Consider the following 15,731-nt stretch of genomic DNA (forward strand, 5'->3'; position numbering starts at 1 on the left):
CCACACCTCGAACTATTTAGAAAAATCTTTTCTCCATATATAGCTTCTAAACTTATTAATTTTTACTTTTTGATTTAAGACGTTATTTTTCAGTTTGGTAGTGTGTTTAGTTGGTCGCATAGCTGCTCGGTGGCATTGATGATACGGGGGCCTGCACGGTGAAACCAATCTTCATTTAATCGGATAATTGGGACATTCATCTGAGAGTGCCAAAATTCTTTCACTACTTTTTCCTGTTCTGGCGAGCCTGTCATGATAATTACATCTGGTTTGCGAGTGAGTACCTGCTCACGGCTGACTTGTGGCCATTGAACTGCACTATTTACAAAAACATTTTCACCACCACAAAACTCTACGATATTATTTTGCAGCGTGTGGTTACCCGCGCTAAATAAAGGCTGAGTACCGAGTTGAATGAACACTTTTTTGGGTTTGTTATTAGAAATTTTTTTATTTTGATAAGGGGCAAGCTTAGCGCGCATTTTTTCCACATTTTGCTGTGCTAACGCTGGGTTTGGGCTGTATTGCGCTAATTCAATAACTGAATTGATGACATCATCAATGGTTTGAGGATCGAAATAAATAATTGGAATGCCAAAACCCGCAAGCTGATCAAGGGGACGCTGGGGGTTGCCTCCTCGCCATGCGAGGATTAAATCAGGTTTAAGCGCGATAATACGTTCTACATTTAAACCTTGCCAATCAGAGACTTGTTCTAATTTTTTTGCTTGTTCTGGGTAATCGGAGTAAGCACTGACCGCAATTAAGCTATCCCCAAGCCCTGCAGCATAAGCTAGTTCAGTATTGGCTGGTGATAAACTAATAATACGCTGCTTTGCTGCTCCTAGGGCAGAAAAAGCCACTAATAAAGCACATAATAAGGTAACAGTAAGAGAAAAATAATGCGTTATTCGTTTCATAACAAAACTCATCGTAGAATTAATTAAAAGGCATAACTAACAAATGGCTATACCTTTTATGAAAATCATTAAGCGAGTTTAGCTAAAATGGCTGTGATCATCAGTGAGGATTGACGAGCAGCGACAGGTAAGAACTCATCGAAGCTCGTATGGGATTCCTTATCTGCCACATCCGAAATAGCACGAACGACGACAAACGGGGTGCCAAATTGGTGACATACTTGGCCAATCGCGGTAGCTTCCATTTCTACTGCCGCAACTTGCGGGAACATAGCTTTAATGCGAGCCAGTGGCTCAGCACCATTAATAAAAGCATCACCGCTACAGACTAAACCACGAACAGCATTCATATCCAATAACTTAATGCACTGCTCAGCAACTTCAATCAGTTTAGTATCAGCAACGAAAGCGGGTGGGCACTGTGCCATTTGGCCAGGTTCATAACCGAATGCTGTCACATCAGCATCATGATAACGAACTTCCGTAGAAACCACGATATCGCCAACATTTAAACGAGGGTCTAAACCACCTGCGGAACCCGTGTTAATCACGACATCTGGTTGGCAATGCTCTAATAACAGTGTTGTACCGATTGCGGCTGCTACTTTACCAATACCTGATTTTAATAAGGCGACGTCAACGCCATTAATTTGACCTGTGTAAATTTCACAGCCAGCGCGGCTAATGGTTTGGCAATTTTCTATTTGTGAGCGCAAAATCGCCACTTCCTGTTCCATGGCACCAATTATTCCAACTTTCATTTTGTCTCCTTTTCCCTGCTCAATTTGCACTATTAATGTCAATATAGTGTCAATATTTTGACTAGGGACGATAATGTTTTATTGTGTTATTGCTGTATTTTTCGAGCAGGTTCGCAATTTTAATTGCAACAACTCGGATTTAGACAACGAAATTACAAAGGTGCACGAAGTGTAACATTGAAAGGTGAGCCGTGAAGTATTTTTCCTGTATTTAGGCTATATAATGAAACATCAATCGAGATAGGGAAGGTGGCAGAGTGGGTGAGATTAATTTTGTTAAAAAGCTAAACTTTCAGCGTAACTATATGAGTAGTGCGAAAAACCAAAAAATTTCACCTAAAGATGAAGATGCGGTTAATCGCTTATTTGAAAGTGACCGTGGGCGGATCATTAATTCGGCTGCCATTCGCCGCTTACAACAAAAAACACAAGTTTTTCCCTTAGAGCAAAACGCAGCAGTGCGGAGTCGCTTAACTCACTCACTAGAAGTCCAGCAAGTTGGCCGCTACATCAGTAAAACGGTTTTAGGTGAATTAAAAAAGAAAAAATTGCTCGAGCCCTATGGGTTAGATGAACGTTGTGATGCTTTTGAAAGCTTAGTCGAAATGGCGTGTTTAATGCATGATATCGGAAATCCTCCATTTGGACATTTTGGTGAGGCCGCAATTCAGCGATGGTTTACCAAATTATTGTCGCCAAGTTACCTGTTTACACCGAATTCCCCTGACCCATGCAAAATACCTGCATTACAGTTAACTGGGAATGAAAAACAAGATTTATTCCGCCGCCAATTAAAGCAGGATTTATGCTCATTTGAAGGTAATGCGCAAGGGCTGCGTATGGCGCATCGCTTACTCAAATTAAACTTAACCTATGCGCAAGTTGGTTCTATCTTAAAATATACGCGTGGTGCTTATGATTTGGAGCCAATTCCACCTGAGTTTGATTATTTGATGAAAAAGCCAGGCTATTATTGGTCTGAGGTGGACTTTGTTAGTGAGTTAACCAAAAAGCTCGATATGGAGAAATATTGTCGTTTTCCGCTGTCCTATATTATGGAAGCGGCTGATGATATTTCATATTGTATTGCTGACTTGGATGATGCCGCGGAAAAAGGCATTTTTACTGTTGAACAGTTGATTGAATATTTGAAAGCAGAGTGGGGAGATATTGTACAAAATGATTTATTCGATCAAACCATTATGCGAGCTTTCAATAATATCAGTGACAACCACACAAGGCGTATTCAGCAAGATCAGTTCTTTATGTATTTGCGCGTGAATATCACAGGGAAATTGTCTCATTACAGCGCACAACAATTCATTAAAAATCTGCCCGAAATTTATAATGGCACTTTTAACAGTGCGTTGCTAGAAGATAAAAGTCCAGAACATAGGTTATTGAAAGTACTGAAAACAGTGGCTTTTAAACATGTATTTAACCACCATGAAGTTGAAGAGTTAGAGTTACAAGGCTACCGAATTATCAGTGGGTTATTAGATTTTTATAGCCCATTATTGATGATGGATAGACAGGATTTCGCTGATCTTGTTGAAAAAAATTATCACAAGCACTTTTTCATTGAAACGAGGTTATTTCATAAATTATCTAATAAGCACCGCTTATCTTACACGGAAGCACTTGAGAAAATCTCCGCAACGAATGAATCAGATAAATCTATTCTAGAGTTTTATTATCGAGCTCGTTTGATTCAAGACTATATTAGTGGCATGACCGACCACTATGCTTATGAAGAATATCGTAAATTTATGGTTAGTAACTAATATACTACTTGAATGGAATGATAAAAATAGAAAAGTAGTCAATCAAATGATAGGAAAATAGGTATAATGGTATAGGTCGTTTTTCTTAATTAATTAGCGAAAAAAAACATCGCACTAAAATTGGAAACTCGACAATCATGATTTTTATAACTTAATACTCTGTAGTGACTACTTTATGGCTCAATTTTACTCTCCTGCTCGTCGTACCTCTTCACGCCGTCAAATCACGGTTATTGCTGACAGCCTTGATGCCGCAGGGCAAGGTGTCGCCCGTATCGAAGGGAAAACCATTTTTGTAACAGGTTTATTGCCTGGCGAAGAAGCACACATTGAATTGACGGAAGAGAAACGACATTTTGCTAAAGGAAAGGTGGTGAAGCGTTTGAGCACTAGCCCCCAGAGAGTAAAGCCTCATTGCCGTTATTTTAATCAATGTGGAGGATGCCAACAGCAGCATGTTGACATTGCACTGCAAAGAGAAAGTAAAGCTCATGCATTAGCTTACCTGATGCAGCGCGAAACATCGCTAGATATATCCGTTCCTACGGTGATTAGTGGTGAGCCATATGGTTACCGCCGTCGAGCTCGATTAGGGCTACAATATCAGTCTAAAAGTAAAAATGTCATTATGGGGTTCCGTCAACCTCAATCTAACACATTGGTTGATATAAAAAATTGCCCGATACTTTCCCCTGAATTGGATATCTTATTAAAGCCGCTTTCTGAATGTATTAACCAGCTCAGTAATAAGGCAAAACTGGGTCATGTAGAACTTATTCGTGCAGACAATTGCAAGATTGTATTGATTCGTTACTTAACGCCTTTTTCGTTATCAGATACTCAAAGGTTGAGTGATTTTGAAAATCAGCACGGAGTGTCTATCTGGTTAGCGGGGAATGATGAAAACTTACAAGCTTTGTCAGCAATTTCTCCACAGCCTGAATATCAAGTTGCTGGGGAGATACTAAAATTTGATCCATTAAATTTTATTCAAGTGAACGGGCAAGTTAACCAGCAGATGATAGAACAAGCATTAGCATGGTTAGATCTAAACAGTGAAGATAGAGTATTAGATCTTTTTTGTGGAATGGGTAACTTTACGTTGCCAATTGCACGGTTAGCGAAATCCGTTGTGGGTGTTGAAGGTGTAGAAAATTTAGTCGAACAGGCACGAAACAATGCACAGCTCAATACTATTTGTAATGCAACCTTCTATAATGAAAACTTAGAAGCTCAGATACACACACAACCTTGGGCGGCTCATGGCTTTAATAAAGTGTTATTAGACCCAGCGAGGGCTGGAGCAGCTGGTGTTATGGAACATTTAATTAAACTGATGCCAGAAAAAATTGTCTATGTTTCATGTAACCCCACAACATTGGCGAGAGATAGCAAAGTTTTACTTGATGGGGGCTATCAATTATTACAGTTGCGGATGCTAGACATGTTTCCGCAAACTAGCCATTTAGAGTCAATGGCGTTATTTATCCGTCGCCCAGAGGTTTAATAGGTAGGGAGAATATATGGTTGCAGTAAGAAGTGCGCATCTTACCCCAGCAGGTGAGTTTGCCCCAGAAAAGTGGGTTAACGGCCTGGGATTGAGCAATAAACAATCAGAAGAAAAGCTCATCCATACCTGGCAATATTGTCACGATAAATTAGCCGGACAAGAAATCGCCCCTCTATTACTGTGGCGTGGTATTGAAATGACCGAAATCCTATCGACATTAAGTATGGATATCGGCAGCTTACAAGCGGCTTTACTTTTCCCCTTAGTGGAAGAAGGGAAGTTAGAAGAACAAGAAGTTATTGATGAATTTGGCAAATCCATTCACGAACTTGTGAAAGGTGTGCTGGAAATGGATGCAATTCGTCAACTCAAAGCAACACAATCGAGCGAAACAAGCTCGACACAAGTCGATAATATTCGTCGTATGCTATTGTCGATGGTGGAAGATTTCCGCTGTGTTGTCATTAAATTAGCGGAACGAATTGCCCATTTACGTGAAGTTAAAGATGCGACTGAAGACGAACGCGTTTTAGCCGCAAAAGAGTGTTCCAATATTTATGCACCCTTAGCAAATCGTCTTGGAATTGGGCAATTGAAATGGGAGTTAGAAGACTTCTGTTTTCGTTATCTGCATCCTGATGAATATAAAAAAATTGCAAAGCTCCTCCATGAACGTCGTATTGACCGTGAAGAGTATATAGATACTTTCGTTACAACCTTACGTAAGTATATGTTAAAAGAGAGTATTCAAGCAGAGATCTACGGCCGACCTAAGCATATTTATAGCATTTGGCGTAAAATGCAGAAAAAATCATTGGCATTTGATGAACTGTTTGATGTGCGAGCAGTGCGCATTGTCGTTGAACGCTTGCAGGATTGTTATGCTGCATTAGGGATCGTTCATACCCATTTTCGCCACCTTCCTGATGAGTTTGACGACTATGTGGCGAACCCGAAACCTAATGGTTATCAATCGATTCATACTGTGGTGTTAGGCCCTAACGGTAAAACTCTTGAAATTCAAATTCGTACCCGCCAAATGCATGAAGATGCAGAACTGGGGGTTGCCGCGCACTGGAAATACAAAGAAGGCGCGACTGGCATTGGCAAGGGCAGTAGTTACGAAAACCGTATTGCGTGGTTACGTAAGCTGATTGCATGGCAAGAAGAGATGGCAGATTCTGGCGAAATGCTAGATGAAGTTCGTAGCCAAGTGTTTGATGACCGGGTGTATGTCTTTACCCCTAAAGGGGATGTGGTGGATTTGCCAGCAGGTTCGACGCCGCTTGATTTCGCGTATCACATTCACAGTGATGTCGGCCACCGTTGTATTGGTGCAAAAATAGGTGGGCGTATTGTCCCATTTAGCTATCAATTACAAATGGGTGACCAAATTGAAATTATTACTCAAAAGCACCCAAACCCAAGCCGTGACTGGTTAAATCCTAACTTAGGGTATGTAACAACCAGCCGTGGGCGAGCCAAAATCCAAAATTGGTTTCGTAAACAAGATAGAGACAAAAACATCCTTGCCGGGCGCCAAATTCTAGATAGCGAATTATCACAGCTTGATATCAGCCTGCGAGAAGCAGAGAAACTGCTAATTGCGCGCTATAATGTTCATTCATTGGATGAAGTTTTAGCCGGAATTGGTGGTGGTGATATCCGTATCAACCAATTAGTGAATTTCCTGCAAAGCAAATTTAATAAAGCCACTGCGGAAGAAGAAGACCGCGCGGCAATGAAAACATTGGAAAGTAAGTCTTCACTCCCAAGAGCGCCATCCCATGGCAGCGGTCGAGTGGTGGTTGAAGGGGTTGGTAACCTAATGCACCATATTGCACGTTGCTGCCAACCAATTCCAGGGGATGAAATCGTTGGTTTTATCACCAAAGGACGAGGCATTTCCATTCACAGCGCAGATTGTGAGCAATTAGCCGAATTACAAAGTCATGCACCAGAACGTGTCATTGATGCGGTTTGGGGTGAAAACTATTCCAGTGGCTATTCTCTGGTGGTTAGAGTTGTCGCCAATGACCGTAGTGGTCTACTACGTGATATCACGACAATATTAGCGAATGAGAAGGTTAATGTGCTAGGCGTCAGTAGCCGCAGCGATGTGAAGCAGCAATTGGCAACGATAGATATGACAATTGAGCTATATAATATTGAGGTGCTGAGTCGGGTGTTAGCAAAATTAAATCAGTTGCCGGATGTTATAGAAGCAAAACGTCATTCTCAGTGATTTTCTTCATATTTTGAGTTGTAGGGGTGTTGGCTGCACTTAGCTACTCGGGTCACATACTTATGTATGCTCCCCGAGATATCTTCGCTTGTCGCCTACCTACAATTCAAACTATTTTGAAAATAGCTCTGTTATATTGTCGGTGATTTTCTTCATATTTTGAGCCGCAGCGTTGTTGGCTGCGTGCTCTCACCCTAGCCACATACTGATGTATGCTCCTAGGGTTTCGTTTACTTACCGCCTAGCTGCAACTCAAACTATTTTGAAAATGGCTCCGATATATTCTAAAAATCACATTTTCCGAGTTACCTAGAATTGTTTTTTAATTGTTATTAATCAGTGAAAATGGCTTTTTCCTGAAAAATTTGTTGAACGGGTGTCATTTCTGATAAGTTTGAGATAAAGATGACAATTAGAAACAAAAGAAAATCAAAGGTTAATACAATGAGTCAGGAAAAACCCCAAATCGAACGCTTATTATCCATTATGGCACAGCTACGTGATCCACAAACAGGTTGTCCATGGGATAAGGTACAGACATTTAAAACTATTGCGCCTTATACGCTTGAAGAAACTTATGAAGTACTTGATGCGATAGAACGAGAGGATTTTTCTGACCTAAAAGGTGAACTGGGGGATTTATTGTTTCAAGTGGTTTTCTATGCGCAAATGGCGCATGAAAAATCATTGTTTGATTTTAATGATATTTGCCAAGCGGTGAGCGATAAACTCGAACATCGTCATCCACATATTTTCGATTCTAATAACACACTGAGTAGCTCAGAAGTGATTGATGGTTGGGAAAAACGTAAGTCAAAGGAACGAGCTGAAAAATCGCAGTTTTCAGTATTAGATGATATCCCGAATTCACTACCTGCATTGATGAAAGCGTATAAAATCCAAAAGCGTTGTGCTTCAGTAGGGTTTGACTGGGATACGCTAGGGCCAGTTGTTGGGAAAGTCCATGAAGAGCTTGAAGAGGTAATGGAAGAAGCCACGCAAGTGGTCGTTGACCAAGCTCGCTTAGAAGAAGAAATCGGTGACTTATTATTTGCAACGGTGAATTTATCCCGTCATTTAGGTCATAAGCCTGAAATAGCGCTGCAAAAAGCTTGTAAGAAATTCGAAGGTCGTTTTCGCCAAATCGAAGAAAGCCTCGCAGAGAGTGGCAAAACGACAGAAAGTGCTACACTTGATGAGATGGAAGGGCTTTGGCAGCAGGTTAAGAACCAAGAATAAGATGGCTCGTCATATTTCGCACTACAGCGTTGTTGACTGCGTTCAGCTACTCGGGTCACATATTGGTGTATGCTCCCCAAGTATCCTCTCTTGCCGCCTAGCTGTAGCACGAACTATATAGAGCCAATGCTCGTTGGGTTTCGCACTACAGCGTTGTTGGTTGCGCTCGGCTACTCGGGTCACATACTGGTGTATGCTCCCTGAGTATCCTCTCTTGCCGCCTAGCTGTAGAACGAACTATATAGAGCATGAATGATATATAGAACGAAGCATCTACAGAAAAATTCTATGTGGTTTGTTCTAAAATCACCTCATGCAATGGTTCCAAACAAAGCTTCAAAAATAATAAGCAGGTTGAAGTTTTCGAAGGCTAAATGTGGAGAGTTGGAGTAAATAGTTATTCAAAATCAAAGTTAGTGTAGAATCGCATTTTTTATGCCATACAATGAGCTGAAAGGATTTAGCTTTTATCATTGAACTGTGTTAATCTATAAAAATAGATAAAGATGACTAATTTTGAAGCGATAAATATTTTTTCGCTTTTAACTTGCTGATAATATTAGAGTATTGATGAAATTTAGCCTTATTATGCTTAGAACATTTGTAGCGAAATTAAGGTTCGGGTATACTGTTTTCCCGTCCTGTTATATCCATCATCTTTTAAACCTAAACTTTCAGGTTCAGCATGAAAACTAATTATATTTTTGTGACCGGCGGGGTCGTATCCTCTCTGGGTAAAGGCATTGCCGCAGCCTCTTTGGCGGCTATACTCGAAGCCCGTGGACTCAATGTGACTATTATGAAACTGGATCCCTACATTAACGTAGACCCAGGCACAATGAGCCCAACCCAACACGGGGAAGTTTTCGTTACAGAAGACGGCGCTGAAACTGACTTAGATTTAGGTCACTATGAGCGCTTCATTCGTACTAAAATGACTCGTCGTAATAACTTTACGACCGGCCGTGTTTACTCTGAAGTTCTGCGCAAAGAGCGCCGTGGCGACTATTTAGGCGCGACAATTCAAGTTATCCCACATATCACTAATGAAATTAAAGACCGCATCATCCGTGGTGGCGAAGGCCATGACGTTGTTTTGGTTGAAGTTGGTGGCACAGTAGGTGATATCGAATCCCTACCATTCCTTGAAGCAATTCGTCAAATGGCGGCGGAAGTCGGCCGTGAGCGCACATTATATTTGCACTTAACCTTAGTGCCATACCTTGCAGCGGCTGGTGAAGTGAAAACTAAGCCAACTCAACATTCAGTGAAAGAATTGCTGTCAATTGGTATTCAACCAGATGTGTTAATTTGTCGTTCAGACAGAGTGATCCCGGCAAATGAGCGTGCAAAAATTGCACTGTTCTGTAATGTGCCAGAGAAAGCCGTTATTTCTCTCAAAGACGTTGATTCAATTTATAAAATCCCAGCCTTATTGAAATCACAAGGCTTGGATGAATATATCTGTAACCGTTTCCGTATTGATGTGCCAGAAGCTAATTTAGCTGAGTGGGAACAAGTTATTTACGAAGAAGCCAACCCTGCTGGTGAAGTTACCATTGGAATGGTGGGTAAATATGTTGAGTTACCTGATGCGTATAAATCGGTAATTGAAGCATTAAAACACGGTGGCTTGAAAAACCGTTTAACCGTGAACATCAAATTGATTGATTCACAAGATATTGAAACTCGCGGTGTTGAGTTATTAAAAGGTTTAGATGCTATTTTAGTACCAGGCGGTTTTGGCGAGCGTGGTGTTGAAGGTAAAATTCTGACCGCTCAATATGCACGTGAAAACAAGATCCCTTACTTGGGTATTTGTTTGGGTATGCAAGTCGCATTGATTGAATTTGCACGTAATGTGGCCAACATGGCAGATGCAAACTCAACAGAATTTAAAGCGGATTGTAAATTCCCTGTTGTTGCGCTGATTACTGAATGGCGTGACGAAGAGGGTAACCTTGAAGTGCGTACAGAAGAGAGCGACCTTGGTGGAACAATGCGCGTTGGTGGGCAACCATGTCATTTAGTGAATGGCAGCCTTGTGCGTGAGATGTATGGTTCAGAAACTATCATTGAACGTCACCGCCACCGTTATGAAGTGAATAATTTACTACTGAAACGCATTGAAGATGCAGGTCTAAAAATTGCAGGCCGTTCAGTGGATAATAAGCTGGTGGAAATTATTGAAAACCCTAATCATCCATGGTTTGTGGCTTGTCAGTTCCACCCAGAATTCACCTCTACACCAAGAGATGGTCATCCGTTGTTTGCAGGTTTTGTTAAAGCCGCTGGTAAGTACCAGAAAGGTGAGTTGAAATAAGATATGGGGAAGTCGGCGCAGGTGCACCAACTTCCCAAAATTTAACTTGTACTGAGGAAAACCTAATGTCCAAAATTGTTAAAGTGATCGGTCGTGAAATCATTGACTCTCGTGGTAACCCAACTGTAGAAGCTGAAGTTCATTTAGAAGGTGGCTTTGTTGGTTTAGCAGCGGCACCATCAGGTGCGTCAACAGGTTCTCGTGAAGCTCTGGAACTGCGTGACGGTGATAAAGCACGTTTTCTGGGTAAAGGTGTTCTGAAAGCAGTTGCAGCGGTTAATGGTCCAATCGCAGAAGCGCTGATTGGTAAAGATGCTAAAGACCAAGCTAACATCGATAAAATCATGATTGATCTCGATGGCACTGAGAACAAATCTAAATTTGGTGCAAACGCAATTCTCGCTGTATCTTTAGCAAGTGCTAAAGCAGCAGCAGCGGCGAAAGGTATGCCTCTGTATGAGCACATCTCTGACTTGAATGGTACTCACGGTCAATACTCTATGCCTCTGCCAATGATGAATATCATCAATGGTGGTGAGCACGCAGATAACAACGTTGATATCCAAGAATTCATGATCCAGCCTGTTGGCGCACCAACGCTGAAAGAAGCGGTCCGTATGGGTTCTGAAATCTTCCACCACTTAGCAAAAGTACTGAAATCTAAAGGTATGAACACTGCGGTAGGTGATGAAGGTGGTTATGCTCCTAACTTAGAGTCAAACGCAGCAGCATTAGCAGCAATTAAAGAAGCGGTTGAACAAGCGGGTTATGTATTAGGTAAAGACGTAACTCTGGCGATGGACTGTGCAGCATCTGAGTTCTATAACGCAGAAACAGGTAATTATGAGCTGAAAGGCGAAGGCAAAACCTTCACTTCACAAGAGTTCACTCATTATTTAGAAGAGCTGACTAAACAGTACCCAATCGTCTCTATCGAAGATGGCCTGAATGAGTCTGACTGGGATGGTTTCGCATACCAAACTAAAGTTCTTGGTGACAAAATCCAACTGGTTGGTGACGACTTATTCGTAACGAATACTAAGATCCTGAAAGAAGGTATCGATAAAGGCATCGCTAACTCTATCCTGATCAAATTCAACCAAATCGGTTCTTTAACTGAAACTTTGGCTGCAATTAAAATGGCGAAAGATGCAGGCTACACAGCTGTTATCTCTCACCGTTCAGGCGAAACTGAAGATGCGACTATTGCAGATTTAGCAGTAGGTACAGCAGCAGGTCAAATCAAAACAGGTTCTATGAGCCGTTCTGACCGTGTGGCTAAATATAACCAACTGATTCGTATTGAAGAAGCATTAGGTAAAAATGCACCATTCAATGGCTTAAAAGAAGTTAAAGGCCAAGCATAATTTATTTTTGTTTAGCTAAATTAGTTAATGGGAAGCGTTCGCTTCCCATTTTTTTGTTGTCAGCCTTAAACCACCTCCTAAGGAGGTGGTGATTGACCCTGTGAGGCTATAGCCTGAAGGAAACTCAATTTAAAACCACCTCTTTTAGATGTGGTATTTAACTGATACTCTCGTTTTACCTGTAGATGATATGGAAACATTAGTTGTAAGCCGTTTTGACGATGACCTTATTCTTACTGATATCAATACTAATAGTATGTTATTAATTAATAAGGCTTTTGAACCAAATACTGAAGAGTATCAGCATCTACAACTACGTTTTTTAAATTCAACAGAAGAAATCAAAGTAAAAACGATAGTAGAAAGTTATGGGCTTACTGATGGTTTTTTGTCCGAAACCAGTAAGTTTGATAAAAGTAGTGAAGAAATAGCACTGAGAAATGAAAATCAATTGTTACAACTGGCAGACACAGCAGTGTCGTTGAATACTGATGAGAGTACATTTAGCAATCAGCGTATTGTTCAATCCCCTTTAACAAATCCCCCTCTTCACATCGGACATATACTATAAATTATTATAAATTAGCCGGCCATCAGCGCTGGCTAATAAAATGGCCTAATTTGAATTAAAATATTTCTTATGTAGCTTAAGTTTTTATTTTGTTTTTTAATTCGCTTTTTTTAATTGTTTATTGGTGGTTAGGACTGAATATTTAGTTTTGTAGTCTTTTGTGTCGCTAGGGATACACTTATCTTGGTTTTTGTAAGGAAAATAAAGCATTTCTTGTTGGTTAAATCAAAAATGAATTAAATTGCGCGGGGTAGATCGCACTTTTAACTTATCCACATTTTCATCTCAATAAATTAACTCTATATTTCACAGCTTATAAATAACTATTAACAATATGCACGCGCTAAAACTAAACTTGCTTCCAAAGCTATGGAGTAAACATGGACGCTTCAGAATCGTTAACACCATCAGTGAGCCCAACGCCCTCGAACAAACGAGGGTGGATAATCTTAGCTGTTGATATCGTACTATTAATTCTATTACTAAAATATTTACCATTCGATGACAAAGCGAATGCAGGTCTTGCAATGATGGTTTTCATTGGTGTGCTTTGGTTAACTGAAGCTATCCACGTCACCATTACTGCATTGTGTATTCCTATCTTAGCAGTCGGCTTAGGGTTGATGAATACAGGGGATGCATTGAAATCATTTGCAAACCCAATCATTTTCTTATTCTTCGGTGGCTTTGCGCTAGCGACAGCTCTACATATCCAAGGCCTTGATAGGCTAATTGCAAATCGCTTACTCATGGCTGCTCGTGGGCGCTTATCAGTAGCGGTATTATTACTGTTTGGTGTAACCGCATTGCTGTCTATGTGGATTAGTAACACAGCGACCGCAGCAATGATGCTGCCATTAGTATTAGGTATACTGTCTAATCTCGATGTCCGCCATGAGCGCAACACTTTTGTGTTTGTTCTATTAGGTGTTGCTTATAGTGCAAGTATTGGTGGTTTAGGTACGATTGTCGGTAGTCCACCAAACGCAATTGCAGCTGCAGCTTTAGGTTTAGATTTCTTATCGTGGATGAAATACGGTATTCCAATAATGGTAGTGTTGCTGCCAATGATGTTTGTATTGATGTACATGATGTTACGCCCTAACCTGAAACACCGTTTTCAAATTGAGTTAGAACACGTTGAGTGGAATGGCAAACGTATTACCGCAATGACGATTTTCCTTTTAGCAGTAGTTTGTTGGATCACAAGTACGTTTATTAGTGATGCATTAGGTGGCGTAAAAGATTTAGATACAATTATTGCGATGAGTGCTGCCATTTTAATCGGTATAACAGGTGTTGCTAGCTGGTCTCAAATTCAAAAAAATACTGAGTGGGGCGTATTGATGCTGTTTGGTGGTGGTTTAACACTGAGCGCAATCTTGAGTTCTTCTGGTGCAAGTAAGATCATGGCAGACTGGATGCAAATGACATTTGGTGAAAGCCACTGGTTTGTTATTATTCTAGCTGTTACTACCTTTATTATCATTCTAACTGAGTTTACCAGTAATACGGCGAGTGCAGCTTTATTAGTACCTATTTTTGCAACAGTTGCTGAAGCATTAGGTATGCCTGTCATTGTCTTAACCATGATTATCGGGATAGGTGCATCTTGTGCATTTATGTTACCTGTCGCTACACCGCCAAATGCGATTGTGTTTGGTTCAGGTTATATTAGGCAGATTGAGATGGTACGTGTCGGTGCGGTATTGAACGTGGCCTGTATCCTAGTTATTTCATTGTTTGCTTGGTTTGTCTGGATGTAACCTAGTATCAATTCATCTTAACTTAACGGCCTCTTTTTGAGGCCGTTATTTTTTGCACTCAAAATAGAAATTAGTGCGCCGTTTTAGCAATAAGAGCTTGCTGGTTTTTCCCTATTTTTATTATGCCTTTATCTGAAAATGTAATGTCTGCATCCCCGCGTACAGAGAAACTCATCGTATTTATAACCCCTTGAATATCTATTTTATTTTGAGGGCAAAGAAAATTGTCTTTACATTGATATTGGTGGCTTTCAAGCACAATATTACGACCTGTCAATTTAGCCTGTTCATTTAGCTCTAACTGATTACCTTGAATATATGGAATATCAGTTTTGAATTTTGAACTGTATTTGACAACGCCTTCACTAGGGGAAAGGGTGCTATTGCCAGATGCGCTGATATAATTTTGTATGGCAGAGTGGATATTAAGGGAGTTTTGCAGCTTTATTTGGTCTGCAACTACATTTAGCTTTGATAGTTGAATTGGGTTTCCTTGTTGCTGGCTAATACTGATTTGGCTAGCTGGCTGAGTTGAAAACTTCAATTGGTTATAGTCCTCCAATTTTTGGAGTTCTAGTTGGTTGTCTTTATCTTTGTTTTTCACATATTTTTTTTCAAACTTACCGGCAATTAAGGATAGGCTATTAATATTATCAACGGTGCCGTCTTTCCATGAAATACCATTAGGATTCGCGATAACAAGGTTAGCGCGTTGCCCTTTAATACCTAATATTCCTTGCAAGTGGCTTGCTTCAGTTCCTGTGACTTCTGCAAAAATAAGCCTTGCTGCTTTATTATTAAGCTTAGTATTACTGTTAATGTCATTATTGAAAATTAAGCCATCGTCATTAGATGAGAGACTTTCAAATGTATTAAATGAAATGTTGTTCTTTAGAGGGGCTTCTATATTGATGACTTTTGCCTTAGAGATATCAGGGGATTCGGCCAATGATGCATTGTGATACAAAGTACAAGTTAATAGAGTGAATAATATGGTTTTCTTCATTTTTAGTAGCTCCTTGCTGTAAAAATTCCTTTTATGATTAAAAGTATAATGCACCAAGTTGATTATTTTACTAATCAAAAATTAGCTGGGTTTAATAAAATATGATACGCAGCCCCTCATTGACCTAGATGAAACACGATATTTTCATTCTAGCCGCACTAAGGGGCGTTTCTATTTTGGTTATCAGACGCCTCTATTTGGGTTATCAAGAGAGCGAAGGCACAGATACTGATTAGCTT

11 protein-coding genes are annotated in these 15,731 nt (G+C 40.3%); 8 read left to right on the top strand and 3 right to left on the bottom strand.

Annotation, left to right across the window (positions count from 1 at the left end; all coding sequences use genetic code 11):
• Positions 1 to 89: 89 nt before the first annotated feature.
• Together btuF and mtnN are read right to left on the bottom strand one after the other, a co-directional pair.
• Positions 90 to 920: a vitamin B12 ABC transporter substrate-binding protein BtuF gene (gene btuF, locus PSF67_RS02425; RefSeq protein ID WP_229597477.1), complete on the bottom strand. Its 831-nt coding sequence runs from the start codon at positions 918 to 920 to the stop codon at positions 90 to 92.
• A gap of 68 nt (positions 921 to 988) precedes the next feature.
• Positions 989 to 1,681 (bottom strand): 5'-methylthioadenosine/S-adenosylhomocysteine nucleosidase, encoded by a 693-nt coding sequence (gene mtnN / locus PSF67_RS02430; RefSeq protein WP_102139413.1) that lies wholly within the window; start codon positions 1,679 to 1,681, stop codon positions 989 to 991.
• 257 nt (positions 1,682 to 1,938) lie between these two features.
• Between mtnN and dgt the strand changes: the two genes are divergently transcribed.
• The 8 genes from dgt to PSF67_RS02470 all read left to right on the top strand — a co-directional run bounded on the left by dgt (position 1,939) and on the right by PSF67_RS02470 (position 14,486).
• On the top strand, positions 1,939 to 3,465 hold the full coding sequence (dgt, locus tag PSF67_RS02435; RefSeq protein WP_166265719.1) for a dGTPase: 1,527 nt from the start codon (positions 1,939 to 1,941) through the stop codon (positions 3,463 to 3,465).
• A gap of 175 nt (positions 3,466 to 3,640) precedes the next feature.
• On the top strand, positions 3,641 to 4,972 hold the full coding sequence (rlmD, locus tag PSF67_RS02440; RefSeq protein ID WP_272676469.1) for a 23S rRNA (uracil(1939)-C(5))-methyltransferase RlmD: 1,332 nt from the start codon (positions 3,641 to 3,643) through the stop codon (positions 4,970 to 4,972).
• Between the two features lie 16 nt (positions 4,973 to 4,988).
• Complete coding sequence (gene relA / locus PSF67_RS02445; protein ID WP_272676470.1) at positions 4,989 to 7,220, top strand: GTP diphosphokinase; 2,232 nt, start codon at positions 4,989 to 4,991, stop codon at positions 7,218 to 7,220.
• 444 nt (positions 7,221 to 7,664) lie between these two features.
• Positions 7,665 to 8,459, top strand: a complete 795-nt coding sequence (gene mazG, locus PSF67_RS02450; RefSeq protein ID WP_272676471.1) for a nucleoside triphosphate pyrophosphohydrolase — start codon at positions 7,665 to 7,667, stop codon at positions 8,457 to 8,459.
• A gap of 685 nt (positions 8,460 to 9,144) precedes the next feature.
• On the top strand, positions 9,145 to 10,782 hold the full coding sequence (gene pyrG, locus PSF67_RS02455; RefSeq protein WP_102139408.1) for a glutamine hydrolyzing CTP synthase: 1,638 nt from the start codon (positions 9,145 to 9,147) through the stop codon (positions 10,780 to 10,782).
• Between the two features lie 65 nt (positions 10,783 to 10,847).
• Positions 10,848 to 12,149, top strand: coding sequence for a phosphopyruvate hydratase (eno, locus tag PSF67_RS02460; protein ID WP_102139407.1), 1,302 nt, complete (start codon positions 10,848 to 10,850; stop codon positions 12,147 to 12,149).
• Positions 12,150 to 12,339: 190 nt separating this feature from the next.
• Entirely contained in the window at positions 12,340 to 12,720 is a 381-nt protein-coding gene (locus PSF67_RS02465; protein ID WP_272676472.1) for a hypothetical protein, read from the top strand.
• A 380-nt stretch (positions 12,721 to 13,100) separates the two neighbouring features.
• Positions 13,101 to 14,486: an SLC13 family permease gene (locus tag PSF67_RS02470; protein WP_102139405.1), complete on the top strand. Its 1,386-nt coding sequence runs from the start codon at positions 13,101 to 13,103 to the stop codon at positions 14,484 to 14,486.
• Between the two features lie 70 nt (positions 14,487 to 14,556).
• Here PSF67_RS02470 and PSF67_RS02475 read toward each other — a convergent pair whose 3' ends face one another.
• Positions 14,557 to 15,492 carry a two-partner secretion domain-containing protein gene (locus tag PSF67_RS02475; RefSeq protein ID WP_102139404.1) on the bottom strand — a complete coding sequence of 312 codons (936 nt, stop codon included), beginning with the start codon at positions 15,490 to 15,492 and terminating at the stop codon, positions 14,557 to 14,559.
• Positions 15,493 to 15,731 lie beyond the last annotated feature (239 nt).

Source organism: Providencia sp. PROV076 (assembly GCF_028483405.1).
Lineage (GTDB): Bacteria > Pseudomonadota > Gammaproteobacteria > Enterobacterales > Enterobacteriaceae > Providencia > Providencia huaxiensis.